Annotated in this window: 13 protein-coding genes; 3 read left to right on the top strand and 10 right to left on the bottom strand. The window is 59.1% G+C overall.

Features of this window, described 5'->3' with window-relative positions:
• Nucleotides 1-352 precede the first annotated feature (352 nt).
• The 5 genes from ROSMUCSMR3_RS20210 to ROSMUCSMR3_RS20235 form a co-directional block, all read right to left on the bottom strand.
• Nucleotides 353-2,353, bottom strand: coding sequence for a type IV secretory system conjugative DNA transfer family protein (locus tag ROSMUCSMR3_RS20210; RefSeq protein WP_081508695.1), 2,001 nt, complete (start codon nt 2,351-2,353; stop codon nt 353-355).
• An 8-nt stretch (nt 2,354-2,361) separates the two neighbouring features.
• Nucleotides 2,362-4,689 (bottom strand): relaxase/mobilization nuclease domain-containing protein, encoded by a 2,328-nt coding sequence (locus ROSMUCSMR3_RS20215; RefSeq protein ID WP_081508696.1) that lies wholly within the window; start codon nt 4,687-4,689, stop codon nt 2,362-2,364.
• Nucleotides 4,676-5,269 (bottom strand): helix-turn-helix domain-containing protein, encoded by a 594-nt coding sequence (locus ROSMUCSMR3_RS20220; RefSeq protein WP_081508697.1) that lies wholly within the window; start codon nt 5,267-5,269, stop codon nt 4,676-4,678. Before ROSMUCSMR3_RS20220 ends, ROSMUCSMR3_RS20215 begins: the two co-directional genes overlap by 14 nt.
• A gap of 564 nt (nt 5,270-5,833) precedes the next feature.
• On the bottom strand, nt 5,834-6,040 hold the full coding sequence (locus ROSMUCSMR3_RS20225; RefSeq protein WP_007120662.1) for a hypothetical protein: 207 nt from the start codon (nt 6,038-6,040) through the stop codon (nt 5,834-5,836).
• Nucleotides 6,041-6,578: 538 nt separating this feature from the next.
• Nucleotides 6,579-7,508 carry a DUF2493 domain-containing protein gene (locus ROSMUCSMR3_RS20235; protein ID WP_081508699.1) on the bottom strand — a complete coding sequence of 310 codons (930 nt, stop codon included), beginning with the start codon at nt 7,506-7,508 and terminating at the stop codon, nt 6,579-6,581.
• A 1,172-nt stretch (nt 7,509-8,680) separates the two neighbouring features.
• Between ROSMUCSMR3_RS20235 and ROSMUCSMR3_RS20240 the strand changes: the two genes are divergently transcribed.
• Nucleotides 8,681-9,172, top strand: coding sequence for a TIR domain-containing protein (locus ROSMUCSMR3_RS20240; protein WP_081508720.1), 492 nt, complete (start codon nt 8,681-8,683; stop codon nt 9,170-9,172).
• Here the strand turns inward: ROSMUCSMR3_RS20240 and ROSMUCSMR3_RS20245 are convergent.
• The 3 genes from ROSMUCSMR3_RS20245 to ROSMUCSMR3_RS20255 form a co-directional block, all read right to left on the bottom strand.
• Entirely contained in the window at nt 9,153-9,731 is a 579-nt protein-coding gene (locus tag ROSMUCSMR3_RS20245; RefSeq protein ID WP_081508700.1) for a hypothetical protein, read from the bottom strand. The two genes, ROSMUCSMR3_RS20240 and ROSMUCSMR3_RS20245, sit on opposite strands and share 20 nt — an antisense overlap.
• Nucleotides 9,728-10,900, bottom strand: a complete 1,173-nt coding sequence (locus ROSMUCSMR3_RS20250; protein ID WP_157667377.1) for a toll/interleukin-1 receptor domain-containing protein — start codon at nt 10,898-10,900, stop codon at nt 9,728-9,730. The genes ROSMUCSMR3_RS20245 and ROSMUCSMR3_RS20250 overlap by 4 nt, the downstream gene beginning before the upstream one ends.
• 873 nt (nt 10,901-11,773) lie before the next feature.
• A complete protein-coding gene (locus ROSMUCSMR3_RS20255; RefSeq protein WP_081508702.1) occupies nt 11,774-13,294 on the bottom strand; it encodes a DUF4403 family protein in 1,521 nt (506 codons plus the stop codon).
• Between the two features lie 196 nt (nt 13,295-13,490).
• Here ROSMUCSMR3_RS20255 and ROSMUCSMR3_RS20260 point away from each other — a divergent pair, with 196 nt between their 5' ends.
• Together ROSMUCSMR3_RS20260 and ROSMUCSMR3_RS20265 are read left to right on the top strand one after the other, a co-directional pair.
• Nucleotides 13,491-14,147 carry a hypothetical protein gene (locus ROSMUCSMR3_RS20260; RefSeq protein ID WP_081508703.1) on the top strand — a complete coding sequence of 219 codons (657 nt, stop codon included), beginning with the start codon at nt 13,491-13,493 and terminating at the stop codon, nt 14,145-14,147.
• Nucleotides 14,144-14,755: a hypothetical protein gene (locus ROSMUCSMR3_RS20265; RefSeq protein ID WP_081508704.1), complete on the top strand. Its 612-nt coding sequence runs from the start codon at nt 14,144-14,146 to the stop codon at nt 14,753-14,755. Before ROSMUCSMR3_RS20260 ends, ROSMUCSMR3_RS20265 begins: the two co-directional genes overlap by 4 nt.
• 300 nt (nt 14,756-15,055) lie before the next feature.
• Here ROSMUCSMR3_RS20265 and ROSMUCSMR3_RS20270 read toward each other — a convergent pair whose 3' ends face one another.
• Together ROSMUCSMR3_RS20270 and ROSMUCSMR3_RS20275 are read right to left on the bottom strand one after the other, a co-directional pair.
• Nucleotides 15,056-15,637 (bottom strand): rhomboid family intramembrane serine protease, encoded by a 582-nt coding sequence (locus ROSMUCSMR3_RS20270; RefSeq protein WP_081508705.1) that lies wholly within the window; start codon nt 15,635-15,637, stop codon nt 15,056-15,058.
• Between the two features lie 148 nt (nt 15,638-15,785).
• A complete protein-coding gene (locus ROSMUCSMR3_RS20275; RefSeq protein ID WP_237183602.1) occupies nt 15,786-16,322 on the bottom strand; it encodes a hypothetical protein in 537 nt (178 codons plus the stop codon).
• Between the last annotated feature and the right edge of the window lie 45 nt (nt 16,323-16,367).

Consider the following 16,367-nt stretch of genomic DNA (forward strand, 5'->3'; position numbering starts at 1 on the left):
TTGGACCTTCGTTAACGCGAACGCTGAGACAAATGTCGCTATTGAAGCGAGCATTTTTTGGCGACGGGCGCTCTCTGCATACTTCCGCCATTGGTTCACGTCGCGGCATTCGGTAAAATGGGCTCGGACTTGCCCCTCGCCGCGCTCGGCCCGAAGGTCGGCTGTCGGAAATCTGTCGGGATTTGCAACGCTCACTTCCTGCGCATTGCTGACCTTGGTGCTTGGTGCAGCATGGTGGGGCGTTGAACCTGAGCGCTTTATGGCCGCTTTCATGTGTTTGACAGTGTGCCTTCGCATGTGCAGCGAACTCACACTTTCCGTCCTCCCCGACAAACAGGCGATGTCCGCCACCCTATCGCGCAACCAGCCTTTCACCATCCTCCTCTCGCAGCATCGCTTCCATTTCGTCCAAGCCATCGACTGCAGAGCGCATCTGCGCCTCATCAGCTACGCTCGCAGCTTCAGAATCCGCGACGCCGCTGCCAAAATCCATCTCCATCTGGCGCTGTTCCTCGGCGATGACGGCTTGAACGACAGGCGCGGTCTTCTTTGGAGCGGCGTCGGCTTGGCCTGACGGTTGACCATCGCCAGCCTGGCTCGCCCTCTCCACATCGGCTTCTGTTCCCCCTGGCCCATCCGACGGCGGCGTCATCGGCATGGCGCGCACACTCAGCGGCAGCGTGCCTTGCGATCCCCCTCCCCCCGGCTCTGGAAACGGCAATTCACCCGTCTGCGCCGCGTGGACCGCCTTGAACAGCCGGTCGTCAAAATACTGAATCCGCTTTGCACGGACCGGCATCTGCGCATCGATCACCATGACGATCTCATCGAGCGGCAGGCGGCGCGCCTCGTCTTCAGGGAGCAAGGAGCTTTCTTCGGTCCGGGTCGACTGGCTGCGCCCTTCAAAGGGGTTCTTGCCGATAGACTGGGAGCGCGTGATGACGGTCTTCGTGGTCTTGCCGACCGCCTTGCTCAGCTCCTCGACGGTTTTTTCATCCGAAGGCGTCAGATAGAGCTTCACGCCGGCATTGCCTTGCAGGGCGCGGCGGGTGTTCTCGCCGTAGATTTCATCGAGGGCGGGAATGGTTTGCGTGACCACGGCCAGGTGACCGCGATAGGTGCGCAGGGTCTCGATGCTCTCGACCACGATGGGCATCTTGCCGAGACGGTTGAACTCGTCGAGCATGATCATCACTGGCCAGGGCTCGTCGGGCCCGGGGTCCTTTTCCTGCATGGCGGAAAGGAGATCGGAGAAGAAGAGCCGGATCAGCGGCGCGAGGGGTTTGACCATCAGCGGCTGGACCACGAGATAGACCGAAAAAGGCTTCTTGCGGATCGTCCGGAAATCAAAATCCGAGACCGCAGTCGCCTCATCAATCGCCGGGTTCTGCCACTGGTCCAGCCCCGAGGTCATCAGGAGCGAGACGTAAGAGGTCAGCGTGTCGTTGTTGGTCGAAGCGAGCCTTGTGAAAATCAGCTTGGCCGCCCTGTTGTCGACCTCATGGCCCCGCGCGAAATACTCCTTCTGCTTGTTCCCGCCCGAGGCGGCGATGCGGTAGATCTCGCCCAGGGTCGGACGCTTGCGCTGGAACGCCAGCAGGCCTGCTGCCACAAAGAGATCGATCCCGCCCTTGAGCAGCCCCTGCACCCGGTCATTGTCGCTTTGCAGGAAGAGCGTCGCCAGGAGCTGCAATTCCATCTGCTGGCGCGCGGGATCTTTCAGCTCAAAGATGCGCAGGAGCGGGTTGTAGCGATGCGTGCGCTTGCCCTCCCAATCGGTGGGGGCAAAGCGATAGACCTTGTCGCCCTGGGCTGCGCGATGCCGGGCCGTCGCCTCGAAACATTCGCCCTTCACATCGAGCGTCACGGCGGAGCCTTGCCAGGTCAGCAGGTTCGGAATGACAAAGCCCGTGGTCTTGCCGCGGCCCGTGGGGGCCACGATCAGCGCATGGGGGAAGACCTTGGAGCAGATGTAGTTGGCGCGGGAGCCCGGCGGCCCCAGCTTGCCGAGGATGAACCCGGTCCCGGGCGCCCCGAAGAAGCCATTGGCCTTCATCTCGCGCGCGGTCTGCCAATGGGTCTGGCCAAAGCGTGTCAGAGCGGACCCCGAGAGGGCGAGGCTCAGCATCAGGCCGGCGGCGGCGAAGCTGCCGACGATCAGGTGAATAAGTTGGGCGTCCTCCGGGCGGCGATCGAGGATCGCCAGATAGTTCTGCGCGATATAGGCAAAGTCGATCTCGGCGCCGAAGCCGAGATCCTGGTAAGTCAGCACCACCGAGGCGATGGTATAGCCCATGGCCCCGGTCACCAGCGTCACAAGCAGGACGCCCGTGGCGATCCGCGCTTTTCCCATGGCGGCGCTCAATGGACCTGACCCCGCTCGGTCTCGCCATCCACGTCTGTCGCGCGGTGTTTTTCGTATTCGGTGTCGGCAAGATCATCGACTACCTGGCGCAAGGCCTCCGTATTGGCCGTCGCGGCATCGGATTGCAGATAGACCTTGGCGACATAGAGCCGGTCGAGGCGGTCCTCGAGAACCTTTTCCAGCGCATCGGCATCACCGGATGTGAGCCGCTCAAGTTGACGGTCATCCAGCACCCGCGCGATCTCGGTTCGGAAAGCGTCCCGCTCCGCCTCGGTCTCGAAAGGCGCGGACAACTCCCCCGCCCGCTCATGGTCCAGGACACGCGCAATCTCGTCTGCAAGGCGGTCGGCACGGTCAGACTGCGGCGCTGTTTCACCGCGGGCTGCGAGGAGTGCGTCGCGCGTGCCAGACCCGAGCCCGTCGCGCATCTCGGTTTCGCGGCGGACCTGATTGATGGCCTCCGTATCCCGGATCTCGACGACGGCCGCATAGGTCGCGCCGAGCCCGCGGGCGAGGTGGGACGGCATGTCCGGATAGCGCGCTCGTAAGTCATCCGTGACAGCATCTGCAACGGGCGTGCGGACGTCGCGTCCCTCCATGATCCGATCGACCTCGCGGGTGATCTCGCTGGCGCGGGCCGCATCGGTAATGGTCTCCCTGTAGGGCTCAGACCGGTCAATCACATCGCCAGGGCGTGCGAGCAGATCCGGGTGTGCCTCGAGATATGCGCGCTGCTCCGTCTCGATCCGGCGCTCCGCCCTTGAGACAACCTCCCAGTCCCGATCCTCGATCTGCTGCGCGGTCAGGCCGTCTGCGCGCATCTCCTGACGGATTGTCCCTTCCATCGCCCGCACCGCGCCCTCATGATAATGGAACTGCTCGCTGACCGCTTCCATGACACCATCCCGGCGCAGCACGTTCTCGCGCTCCAACAGCGTGCCAAGTTCGACGTGCACATCGTTGAGAATGTCGCGCGCCTGCTCCAGATCGGCGCGGCGTTCGAGGTTCAGATCGCGCGCCTCAGCCACTTTGGAGAGATCATTGGCGATCCATTGATGCTCGAGCGCTGCATTTGAGGCGCCCGTCTCGATCCGGGCCACCACTTCCGATGTGCTGATCCCGGTGCCCCGTAGTGCCGCGTCAATGCGCGATCTCAGATCGGGCTCTGCCAGACGCTCGCGCTGGCTGGCGTCGATATTGGCTTCGGAATAGATCCCGCCCTTCGAGGGGGTGTCTGACAGCGTGGATGATCGCAAGCCGAGAGGCTGCATGTGCTGGACCTGCGTCTGGATCTCGATGAGGCGTTTTTCCAGCACGGGACGTTCCGCGTCAGACTTCTCGGCGATCATGCCCTGCACCCGCGCGAGCTTTTCCGCATAGAGGCTTCTCAGATCCTCGAAGCTTTGATCCTCGGCCATATACACATCTCCTGTTCGGTCCACCTGCCCGCCGCGCGCCAACACCTCGCCCGCGCGGAAGAGTGCCGCCGCAATATCCTCGCGGGCCTCCCGGGAGGCCTCCGCAGCAAGCGAATGGTAGACGGTTCTGGTGTTGACGATCTCCGCCAGCGTCCGGGTCAGGTCCTGCCCCACGCGTTCGCGCTCGCGGGGCGCGCGACCCTCTTCTTTCGCGGCGTAGACCTCGCTGGTGCGGGCTGGGTAATGCACAACCCCGCGATCCACCCGGCGCGTGGCTTCCAAGCGCACACCATACTTTTCTGCCTCCTCGACCATGGCGAGGCGGAAATCGTCATAGTTGAAGCGATGGTTGCGCCCCAGAAAGAAGAACTCGCCTTCCTGCGAGCGGCGGTTCAGCACCAGATGCGCATGGGGATGATCGCGGTCCTCATGCACTGCGATGATGTAGTCGAAATGCCCCTTATCAGTCTGGAAGAACCGCTCGGCCACATCCGTCGCGATGTCGCGCACATCCTCGCCCCGCGTACCGATAGGGAAGGACATGAGCATGTGGGTGGTCTGTCCGAGCTTGGGTTTGAAACCCGCATCCCACCGCTTGGCAAAGCGCTCGGTCAGGTCCTTGATGTCGCCCGCCTCGAGCTTCGCCTTGCCATCCAGGAACCCGCTCGAGTCGACGATATGGGTCGACTTCGTGGTGAGGTAATCGAGCTGGTTTGAGAGCTGCGATTTGGTATGCGTACCCCCGCCCCGGATCGCCTTGAAGACCGCTGGCCGATGCCCCGCAGCCGCGCGCGTCAGCTGGGTCTGCTTGGCCACGTGCAGCCCCTGCATCGAGCCCCGGACGCGGCTCCAGCCATCCCGGAAGACCTCGCCCGTGACGGCATGGACGGCATCATTCAGCCGCATGGGCAAACTCCCTCAGCGCGGCCGTGGCCTGCAGCTGCATCGCGTCACGACGGCGGCGCAGGAGCAAATCGATCTCGTCAGCAGAATCCAGGATGAACCGCGCCAGCCCGCGCATCTGCGCAAGGCGCAATTCGGTGAACGCGGCACTCGTGCCCCCCACGGCCCCCTGCCCCCGCCGGTTGGCCTGCGTCATCTGCTTGGCGATCTGCGCGACCCCATTGCCGACCTCGTGCAGAGAGGCGCGGTAGCGCGCCATCTCTGCTGCCATCTGCGCGTCCGGGACAAACACGCCGCCTGCCGCCTGAATGAGCCGCCGCAACCCCTCGGCACGGCTCTCGATTCCGGCTGTCGCAAGGACCTCGTCTAGCGCCGCCAACTCCGCAGCCGTGACCTTCACACTGACCGCTGCGACCGGGATCGCGGCGTCCGTCTGGCGCTCGGCATCGGCTTTCAAGACGTAGCGCACGGCGCGCGATGTGACCCCGAAACGCTCGGCCAGCTCAGACGTCGACACACCCTCCGCGGCCTCGCGGACGATCTGCATCTTCTCCGTCTCTGTCAGGCGTTTTGTTCGGGACATGCGGAAGAAAGACCCCCTATTTCCTGCCACCTTCCACCAAGGCTGCCCCTACCTTACGATAATATACCGATCTGTCAATTTTATACTTACGTCGCCTTCAGGCTCAGGCAGCCTTGGTGTCCGCTTCACGCCGCGGCCCGCAGGGACGCGGCTCTGCCGCCCTCACCACCGGGCGACCCACCTGTCCTAGGGGTCCCGTCCGCCAGCCCCGCCCGAGGGTCTGGCCGAACACCACGTGTTCGGACGGAACCGCGGGCGGGCGCAAACCCCACCGACAGGGCGGACAGGCAGGGTCAAGGAGGGCCAGATTTGGGCCCCCAAATCTCTGCCGCAAAAACCGGGAGGCCCTGGCCGATAGGTTTTTTGTGGATGGCCCCCTTGAGGCTGACAGGCCGGTCTATCGCGGCCTGGTCATTCCGGGCGGAGTGCGTCCGTTGAACGCGCAGGGACCGGCACCAAGGCGAGGTCGCTGCCGGCGATCACCCGCGCCGGTGTCGGCATCCCTGGTACAGGGATCGGGCCGGCCCAAGATCGTCCTGGGGCGGCCCATCCTCGTCAGAGGATTTAGTCCTGGGGATCTTTCGCGCTCGGTGGGAACATCACCAGCTCCGAGACCGCGACCGGGAAGTCGAGCTTGAGGCTGAAGAACTCCGATCCATCCCCGTTGCGGGTGTTGCGGAACATAGCACCCACGCGCTGAAAACGGGTGCGCTCCTGGCCATCGGTGTCGGTGAACTTGACGGGGACGGTGGCGACGTAGTGGTTGGTCATTTGGATATCTCCTTTTTGCGATGAGGATCACCCGGCACGGGGGCAAGAGGCCCGGTCGCAAGCGCAAATGCGGAGGGTCCGCGGCCAGCCGTGGAAGCCGTATTTGTGCTTGCCGAAGCGTGAGCTGAGGGAACGAACGGGCCGACCCCGTGCGATCCACATCTATAAGCAAAAAGGAGAGACCCGGATGGCCCTTGCCATCACGCAGCAGCCACCTTCCGCGTCCACGTCCCGCCGAGCCTGGCCGGTGTGCTGACGGAGCCCGCCCGCGTGGATGCGATGTTCCGAAACAAGCCCCGAGGGACGCGCAAGTCTTCAGCCTCAAGTGCGACGTCTCGACCCCTCGCGTCTTGCCCCACTGACGATGTGCGTGAGGTGCGCACCATCCCCAGCCCGCACCAATGCGGATGGACCGAACACTGACGGACCGGGTAGAGCGATGACAGTGCCGACCGCCGCAGCCTGTCGATCTTGCGTAACCGACCGCACGCACCATGAGACATGACGAAAGGGCCGCGCCAAGCGCGACCCCCTCTCTTCAATCCTGCGCAGTCTTCTTCGCCGGGTCCGCAACCCGCATGACCGTCAGACCTTTCGCTTCCGCCTTCTGCCCGAGGTTCAGCGCGACCCCGTTGCCGCCGAAGAGTACAACCCCCGTCGCCGCGAACTTGTCGTCCAGCATTTCGTCGTTGCACTTGAACGGTGCCGCCCGCCCGTGCGCGGACCAGCGCGGATCGAAGCGCGCCTGCGCGATCCCGCGTGCCCGGGCCCACCGGGCCGCAATCATCTCCGCACCGTGCTTGCCACCCTTGTGGCAGAGGAAGATCTCCTGGTTGCGGTTCTGCTTGATCCGTTCGCGAACCTTGTCGAGCGTGTTGAAGATCACATCGACATCGGTCCAGTCGGTGGCGCCTGAGACGATCAGGGGCACCCCCTCGACTTTCGACTTCTCGGCGGTTTCACGGTCGTGCTGTTCGAGGAGTTGCCGTGCCTCGAAGACCGCCCCGGTCTCTTGCGCCCTGACGCTTGCGCGCGACCCGGCTGCCGGGATGAAGGCGTGGCCCGTCTCGATCTCGTAGCATTCTGCCGCCGCCTCGCTCATCACCTCGATGGCGCTGACAATCTCGCGCAGCTGCACAAAGCGCGCCTGCGCCTCTTCGAGCGCGGTCTCGGCGATCTCCGATCCGTCGTGAGATTTTGCCAGCGCACCGATCTTGTCGGCGGTGCGGTCGACTTCCTTGCCGAGTGCCACCTTGCGGCGCTGCAGGATCGTCGCGAGCCCATGGGCCAGCGGTTCGATCTCTGCTTCAAGCCCGGTCCCCCGCAGCTGCCCGAGCAATACCTCGAAGCTCTCGCGGATGATGCGGTCGGTCAGGATGTGATCCTCGGGGATCGGGAGCTGTGCGTCCTTCTCGGTCAGCCCGAAAAGCTCGATGGTCTCGTAGGTGTTCGCGGTGTCGTAAGCCATGTCTGGTCTCCAGTGTTCAGTTGCAAGGCCACCACGTGAGTGTGGGGGCATGGCCGAATGTCTGGTTTCCGAATCTGCCCGGGTCAGGGACGGCGCAGCCGCCGGCTTGCCGGGCGCAAAAGTTTTCCGTGCGCAACACCCGACACACGCGCACCTTCACGCACGGGACCGCGCCGCACCACAAGCGGCGCCCTCGCCGAAAAGTTTTGCGATCCTTGACGCGGGCTGATTTGGGGGCCATCCGGAGGATATGCTTCTGCACTCATGTGTGTGTGTTTTGACGGTAGGTTTGCCCGACCCGAGCAGGCAAACGGCCCGACCGGACGCGGAAGACGGATGGAGCGGCGGGATCGTTTTGGCCTCGGGCCAAAACAGACCAGAGCGCAATCTGGCGGAGCGGCCGGGGAGGGACGTGCTCGCGAGGCGGGCAAACCGGGATGCCGGGTGCAACGCCGCGGTGAGGCCGCATGGCCGAATGCGCGACGGACCGAAGGGCCGTTCTCCCCTGCGACACGCGAAGCCGAGCTGGGGAGGCCGTTAGGCTTATGCCAAGGTTGATGTGCGGGCGACTACGCTGGCGACAATGGTGAATTACTTATCGCAGCATTCGACGTGATGGGCGGAGAGCCGACTGTGAGGGTGCGGCATTGCATGCGTAGAAAAGTGCTGATGCGGCCAGTCGACACACGAACCGTTACCGACGCAAACCATGAAAACAAGCCATGCAAAGTAGCCGGCATCGGCTTCGTCTGGGTCTGCAGACAAGGGCAAATCCCTGCGAGGTTCATCGGATAAAAAGGCAATAAACCTTGCATCAAGAAAGACTCCAACAGCCGAAGGGCTCGAATAAGGCCTATTTTGTTGAATCTTCAGCTTGAGGGTTCATCCGAGCTTTCAGCAAAAACCTCGCATAGGTACACTAGGTCCTGTATTTCAGATGGTACCGGTCAATGTCCCTGATGCGGGACATGCAGACTTCTTCTGCTGCGACAACCAATGTCTGTTCTGGAGTTGGGTGGCTGGCAGTTTTGGCGATCGAGGCATGAAAGAAAATCTTGTACAGCCGGGGCGCGCGCCCCTAAGGTAGTATATTGCATTGTCAAATATGAGAATGATTTCGATTGTCATATCGGCCAGATCCGGTGAAAATTACTCAAATTTGGGAGGGGTTCATGGCGAGAAAGTGCTTCTATAGCTTTTATTACAACGAAGACAATTGGCGAGTTAGCACCGTTAAGAACATCGGCGCGATCGAGGGGCAGCCGCTTGTATCTGCTAATGAGTTTGAGGAAATCAAACGCAAGGGCGATAAGGCTGTAGCTGACTGGATAGCTGGTAACATGGCCGGCCGGAGCACTGTCATTGTCCTAATCGGCACCAACACGGCGTCACGGAAGTGGGTAAAGCATGAAATTAAGTATGCCTTTGATAGTGGCAAAGCGTTGCTAGGCATCCACATTCATCGACTTCTGGACAGAAGCGGTAATACGAGCGCAAAAGGCGCCAATCCATTTGGTACTTTCACCGTCGGTACTGACAAGAAGCCCTTGACCAATTGGGCCAAGACATACGATCCGGCTGGGGTAGACAGCAAGGGCGTGTACGACACAATCAAAAACAACATTGAATCTTGGGTCGAAGAAGCTATCCGTCTAAGGGGTTAGGTAGCAGGCTGCGACGGAAAAGGCTGGCGAACGATATCTCGTTCGCCAGATGCTGTGGGTAGTTGCCCTCATTGTATTCGATCGCTGCAGCTGCACCGGTCGCTGGCACGGGCAGCACTAGGGCCTGTGGGTTATGCTCTCGAAAGAGCCGAGCTTCATCAAGGATGCCCTCCATGCCCCCGATCAGCACGGCTGCATCAAATTTGCGACTAGTCAGCATCTCAATGCGCATCCGCTCAATGCTGCGGCCCAGATCGTCAGGCACGGCCTCGGTGTACCGAACATCGGCAAAATCGTCATTTTCGCGCGGGAATTTTCCTAGGAAATAGGCGCTTTGATAGATCGAAATGCGGTCGCTGCCGAGCTTGGCCGTTTTGGCATAGAGCGACATCAAAGGAGTGATCGCTGGGTGGCCGCCAAAAGTGATGTGCCCTCGGGGCAGCACCACCTCCACCAGTGCGCGGATCGCTTCTCGTATTAGAAATACATCCGCAGTTTCAAAGAATTTGCGATCCCGGTTCGGTAGTGGGACGCTCGCGGAAAGGAAGATGTTGATCATGTCAGCAGTCCTCTGAGGGCGTCGGGTACGTCTGCGACTGAAATCGTCCTGATTGGTAGATGCCCATCGAGCCACCTTAAATGCCTGACCCAATTTTCATGGAGTCCTCGGCTATCATAAATAGCCCAGATTGGAGCGTCGGCAGCCTTGTGTTCGGAAATTGCGTCAAAGATGGTGTTGATCCGGTCAGAAGTGGGGCGGCCCACGGCAGGCACCACCGCTAAAGAGCTACCGTTCTGGAGGAGAACAGAAATCCAGCGTTCGGGTTGAACAGTCGGTTCGAACGCTAAGTCACGAGCAGCGTCACAGAAGTTGTCCACTAAGTGCGCGTGTCGAAGAGCCATCGCCTCGGCGCGCAGTTCTTCGGCAAGATCGCAAATGCTATCGACCACCGCCTGCTTGATTGTAGCGCCGCGCCCCGGCGAAGGGCCGGAAAAATCGGTAGCGAGAAGCTTCACATAGCGACTGAACGCGAAGTTGCGGTCTTCAACCTGCCCTGGCCAAAGCAGATGCAGGGTTTGAATTCCTAGCAGATTTGCTTGCGCCAACTCAGCCTTGGTCCAGCGGCCTTCCCTGAACCCCGGCGTGTCTATAAGCAGAATCGTATCGACGTCTGACATTCGATGCCAAAGTTCGGCTTGAAAATCGACGGCTGGCGGCACCGATCTTATGTCGATGAATACGTCAAACCCTCGCTTATCCAATTCCTCATAGAGGCGGTTGGCCAGAGGCTGCGAACCCTTGCGGCGATAGCTGATGAAGATCCCGCGATCTTTGCGGAGTAGCCTAAAGGTCTCAAATACTAGCGATGCTAGCCTTGGAATGTTGTCGCCATTCATTCCAACTTCGACCACGTTGATGTGCTGGAGTGCGTCGGGGATTTCGACCCCGACTTGAGTCTTTGCCGTCACAATAGGCGCGATAACAATGGAGTCCTGTTCCAACCGATCGAGCGGTTCGGGGACTGTTCTGTTCTGATTGCCGAAATAGATGCCGAACGCAGGCTTCTTCCGGTCGTAGCCGTCAGCAAAGGCACTCTCATCCAGATAGACGATCCCTCTAGGATCGATGCCCAAGTCCGTCGCGCGTGCTGCAACTGCCGTCTTAAGTGCAGCCAGCCTGGCGTCTTTGCCCCCCATGAGAATGATCTGGTACAGATAGGCTGGCATGTGAGGCTCCCCTGCACCTATCAGGCGCGTGGGTATCATTTCACAAATTATAACGCTTTCAAGTGCTCCAGTAGTCGTAGGCCCACTAGGTAACAAATTCATCGCACAGTTTAGCCTTGGTGGCCGCCATTTGCGAGGATAACACCATGGGCCCGGCACAAATCGTCGCCCTGTAAACCGGCTCAACATCCAGCCGATGGGGAGTAGCTCATTACACCAGCTTGGGCACTATCGATCATACAATCGCTTCAGGCCCACCGTCGCCACATCAAGTTGTAAGCTTTTAACCAAAAGCTCGCATTTCAGCTAAAGCTTACATTTAATGGCGAGCTTGCGAATGCCGCTAGAATTCGGTGGCTGGGACAATCGGTAGCGTCCCGATGCCCAAACCTGTTGCGCAAACCACAAAATTCGATCCTGAATCCCTCTTCCTTATGTGAAGCGCGCCCATGCCATAGGCGTTGAATTCGGCGTCTCCTGTGTACTTTTCCCTGTTACCCCATGGTGAGCCTCTGACCGACATTCCAGTGCCAACTTCGTATGTTCGATCCTGTGGGCCACGAGTTGAATATGTGACGTATGCGGCCAAGTGATCTTCAAACCAAACCCAATCTTCACCAACTTCCCGGCAACGAAAATGGTCATCTGCAAGGCTATGGGTAGGGATATATGCGAGCAATAGTGTAGCGATAAAGCCTCGTTGGATATTGTACATGGTCAGACCTCTTTTTCTGCATATGCGAGCGCCGGTAAATTCATGTTTTGAATGTAAGTGCGGATCATCACTACTCGTATTACGCGAGCCGCAGGAAGCCGAGAGTAGACGCCCCAACCTAACAGATTGGGGCGTCTGGCGGCATCTAACCGACCATCTTAGTTGTTCAAGGCACCAAAGGAAGCGGAGACGGCACCATTGGCTTCAGCCACCACCAACATTAGGCCATCCTTGATAACCAGATCGCGCACACCAGCATTCACAAGCGCACCTGAGATGTGTACCACGCCATCAACGCTTTGATTCATGGCTGCGTTGGCTTCTGCGATACCTTCGGCGAGTTCTTCGCTGAAGTCGTACTTCAACTGATTTGCGAGCGCATCGCGGACGAACGGGAGATCCAAGACATCCATGAGGGTGTCTGCCAAACTGCTGTTGGTCTCACTGTCGAGACGCAGGCCTTGGGCGTAGATCGTCTGCGTGCTCTCATCGAGCGCAGGGAAGACAGAAAGCTCCACACGACCTTCCACGTCGAACCAATTAAAGATGTCGATTGCCTTCAGCCAGTCCGAACGGTTGTCAAATTGGACATCCGCCATCAGGCTCAGACCGCCATTGCCGTGCATTTCGATGTCCAGATCAGTCACCTTCAATGTGCCCTGCAATGCTATGCCTTCGTCAATTTCGAAGGTGAGCATATCAGATGGCACTGCATCCAAAAGTGTCTGAACCTCACCTTCCTGAACCGCGATAGGCACGGCAAGAGAGAACTGGCCAGCCTCTGGTGCCGTATTCGCCAGTGGCATAAGCGCGACTTTCTCAACGTGCGGCTTCTCACCGACGAAGACACGTGTTTCACCCTCGAGAAAGACCTGCGTGTCGAGGCTTTGACCTACGACGTTAAAGCCAGAGACACCGACGGCTGTAGGCACAAAGACAGCCCAGGTTTGCGGGATTTTTGAGATCAGGATCGGATCTTGTACGTCCGACCAGATTTTTTCGACTTCAACACGCAGGTTCAACTCTTCCAACATGGGAGGAACCGATGCTTCGAGCTTGGCCATTTCCGCGCGAAGTTTCGGTTCAACCTTGGACCCGATGGTCACTTTTATCATGTTAAGCAGGCGGACTTCCGGGCGACGGTCCCAGCGGAAATCGGAGTGTACATCCAAAGTCGGCTGCCACTCTGCATTGATGCCGGGGGTGGCGCTAATGAAAAAGGTAGCGTCAGCCTTGGCCGTTTCCTGAATACCGATTGTCTTGGCAGTTACGCTGGCGTGGATTGGCAACGAAAAGTTCAATGTGCTGCCGTTACCGCTGATAGCAAGGTCGCCGCGACGGTCGACATGGCCACGCAAGTCGCAGTACAGGTCTGGGGAGATCTTGGTCTTCACAATCTTGCTGTAAATTTTCAAACCACGGAACTCTGGGACCTTTGTTTTGAACCATTTGGCCTTCACGCAATGCACGTTGTTTTCGTTGAACGTATGGAGACGCCCGGCCAATGCCGCATTAGCGCGTGACTGGAGATGAGCCAGGTCGATGCTCAAAGGCACCGAGAGCTGGGATACTGAGACCAGGTCGGGATGCACAACCGGCACCACTTCGTTTGCCATTGAAGCGCCCAGAGGCATGGCCAGAGCGCTGATGATCGAGGTCGTTGCAAAAAGCTTACGCATATTCTTTCTCCTGTCAGTGGCGATGCTCGTTTGATGCGGATGACATCGCCTGTTGATGGTGATTCTTTTCTGGATCAGGTACTTCAGGAAAGGGGCATCTTGTTCTCGAATGGTTTTGACGCAGCCAAATGCTTGTCAGAATCAACGCGCGTTCTTAAGATCTAAGACCAGTTTGAAACTTAAAGAATGAGATGCTGTGACCACGTCGCTCACGGAGGTATATGACTACGTGACCTCGGTTGGGTCTGCGCGTAGTGAATTTTACGCGGGCATCGTTGATGCCGCTTGCCAAGACTATGGCAAGAAACAGGGCATGCACGAAATTGATAAGAACAAGGTGCTTGACGCGATTGGGGCCGCTACCATCAAGCAACTCAACCACAGTAACGTGGAAACGCTCGCTCAGTTTCTGTTTTTGATGAAGCTTTTTCGTCTAAACAACGACTCGGCACGTTTGCGCCGTTACCTTGAAGGGCACAACGAACGGCTGAAGGCAAAACTTGCGCGTTTGGAAACCCAAAACACGCGCTACACTGCCTCTGGTAAACCCGCGAGCAGTTTGCGTAAAGGACTTCTCCACCCTGAGCAGATCAACAAAATGGTCGATGAAGCAGACGATATGGGTCTGCGTTACGACCAGACTTCTCTAGGATGTTTATTGGCAGAGGTCATGTCACCGGCAACAACGCGCAACTTATTGATCCTGCTTAGCGAGTTTGGATTCTTGCGGCGGATCGGGAATAACACAAAGGTTATCCGCTCTTTGGGAGTGCTTGAGAGGCTGTATGGGGATCGTGTGGGCAAGCTTATGGGGGAAGACGTAAACAGCGGTCTTGGGGAGATCAGCCAATGAGATTGATTTTAGCAGCAATCTTTGCAGGCTTGGCAAGTGCCGCGGTTGCAGAGCCGGATGTTGAACAAGTAGCCGCAGCCTTTGCTAACGAGTTTCGTGCCGGAAACCTATTTGTTTCAGAGGCAGAGTGCCGAGCCCGGCTATCGCAGCGGCATGCCACCTTCGCACAAGTCGGAGGCGACAAGCTCGCGCCCACGGCCTTCGTTTTGGAGGCTAATCGTCTGATATGCGAGGCGCTGATGCATCAGGAGGCGATACCATTGCACCGCGCAGAGGCGGCTAGATTAACCGCAGAGGCCCAAAGACTGGATCAGATATGGCGCAGAGATAGGGCAGCCGACCCTGTAGGGGTTGTCGATTTCCCAGGCCGCGATGCAAGTCAACAACAGTTGCGTAGTGACGCCCGTTGGCAGCTCGAAACAGCCTATGCCAAAGGCTTCATAATTGCTGATCTACAAGCGGAAGCTGACCGTTTGTTGCGCCTCGCCATTGAAGACTTTGGCCGCTTTGGTCCTCAAAGCAAACGCACAATGCTGATGGCCGCCGATGCAGATGGCGAAAAGTCGTTGCAAGAAGGATTCCGTGATCTTTTGCCCCGGGCTTCCTAAGTCGCTTCCTGACATTTGCGCCACAATTCCTTGGTGAAATCAAACATCTAGCCAATCCTGACGAAGCGACCATTCATACGGAACGCAGCATCGGCTAAAGTCAACTTAAACTGGGGCTTCGCCGAATGGGCTAAGAAGCCTTCCGATCGTCTTCATGCAAGCTTTTATTCAAAAGCCCGCATGAAAATGCTACTGGCTACAACCCCGCAACGCGGGCGAAAGCTGCGCGGTGCTGGAATGAACGCTTCGACGACGGGCGGCGGACTGACTGAAAGTCCGCTACGGGCCGAGTGTACGGCTTCATTCCAGATCGACGTCACCGAGGCGCGGCGCATGGACATGCGTCCGGACAAGGACTGCAGCGACCGCGCCCGCGATAGCGCCGAACAGATGCGCCTCCCAAGAGACGCCGGGTTGGCCCGGGAGAACGCCCCAGAGAATGGAGCCGTAGAGCAAACCGACCACCAGTGCCGCGCCCAGCGTGATCAGTGAGCGATCCACGAGGCCGCGCGCGACGAGGAAGCCAAACCAGCCGAAGACGAGCCCTGACGCGCCGATATGGATGGCCGAGCTTCCGAACAGCCAGACAAGACCGCCGCCAAGGCCGATCACCACGGCGTTCACCGGCAGCAAGGCCCGCGTGGTCGTGGCCACCAGCAGCCCACCCATCACCAGCAGCGGCGGCGTATTGGCCATCAGGTGACCGAAGCTTCCATGCAGGAGGGGCATGGCGATGACACCATCCAATCCGCTGACGTGCCGGGGGATCAGGCCGAAGGCCGGGTTCAAGCCGTAGCCGGTGATCCAATTGACGACTTGGACCGCCCAGAGCAGTGCGACAAAAGCGGCAAGCGCCGCGGCGCGCTGGAAGAAGGCGCGCATGTGATCCCGGTTCATCATGTTGGCGACAGTAGACGTCACCACAGCACCTTCAACGGCTTTCGCGCGCTGCACAGGATGCCACCTCCAGGAAAGGGGGTTCGAGGCGGCCAACCTCGGTACGGCTCAAGCCAAGAGAATGGCTCCGATCTTACACGGTGTTCCCCGGACGAACGGGCTGCGGTTCACGCTCGGGGCGCTTCAGGGCTTCGGCATATTTGCGGGCATTGTCGTCAATCGTGCCGTGCCAAAGCTTCGAGACGAAGGCCCGGGCGTCTTGGACTGTCATGTCTTTCAGCGAAGAGGACAGCGCCATGAAAAGCTCATCCTCGCTGATCCCAGCGGCGCGGTGCATTGCGTCCGCGTAAAATGACGGGTCGTTAAGGACCTGCTCGCGCAGCAGCATCCGCGCAAGGTCCTCCTCCGGGATCGCCATGAAGATCGTGTCCTGAAGGTCGGTCAGATAAGCGCGGCGCGATGTGGACACCGGTTTTCCCGCCGCCTTGGCCTCTAGATATGCCTGCCGGTTCTTATCAAGCTTCGCCGTCGCATGGGACATGATGACGGCGCGCTGTTGGGCGGGTAGCGCAAATCCGGTGCAGCGCTCGATATGAGTGAGGAGATCTTCAACCTCTACCTCAACATCAAAGCTCTCGAACCATGGAACCGTCCCTGATCTAACCGCCACGCGCCCGCCCTCGATATTACGTTAATATATTATTGTATCACATTT

This window comes from Roseovarius mucosus (assembly GCF_002080415.1).
GTDB lineage: Bacteria > Pseudomonadota > Alphaproteobacteria > Rhodobacterales > Rhodobacteraceae > Roseovarius > Roseovarius mucosus_A.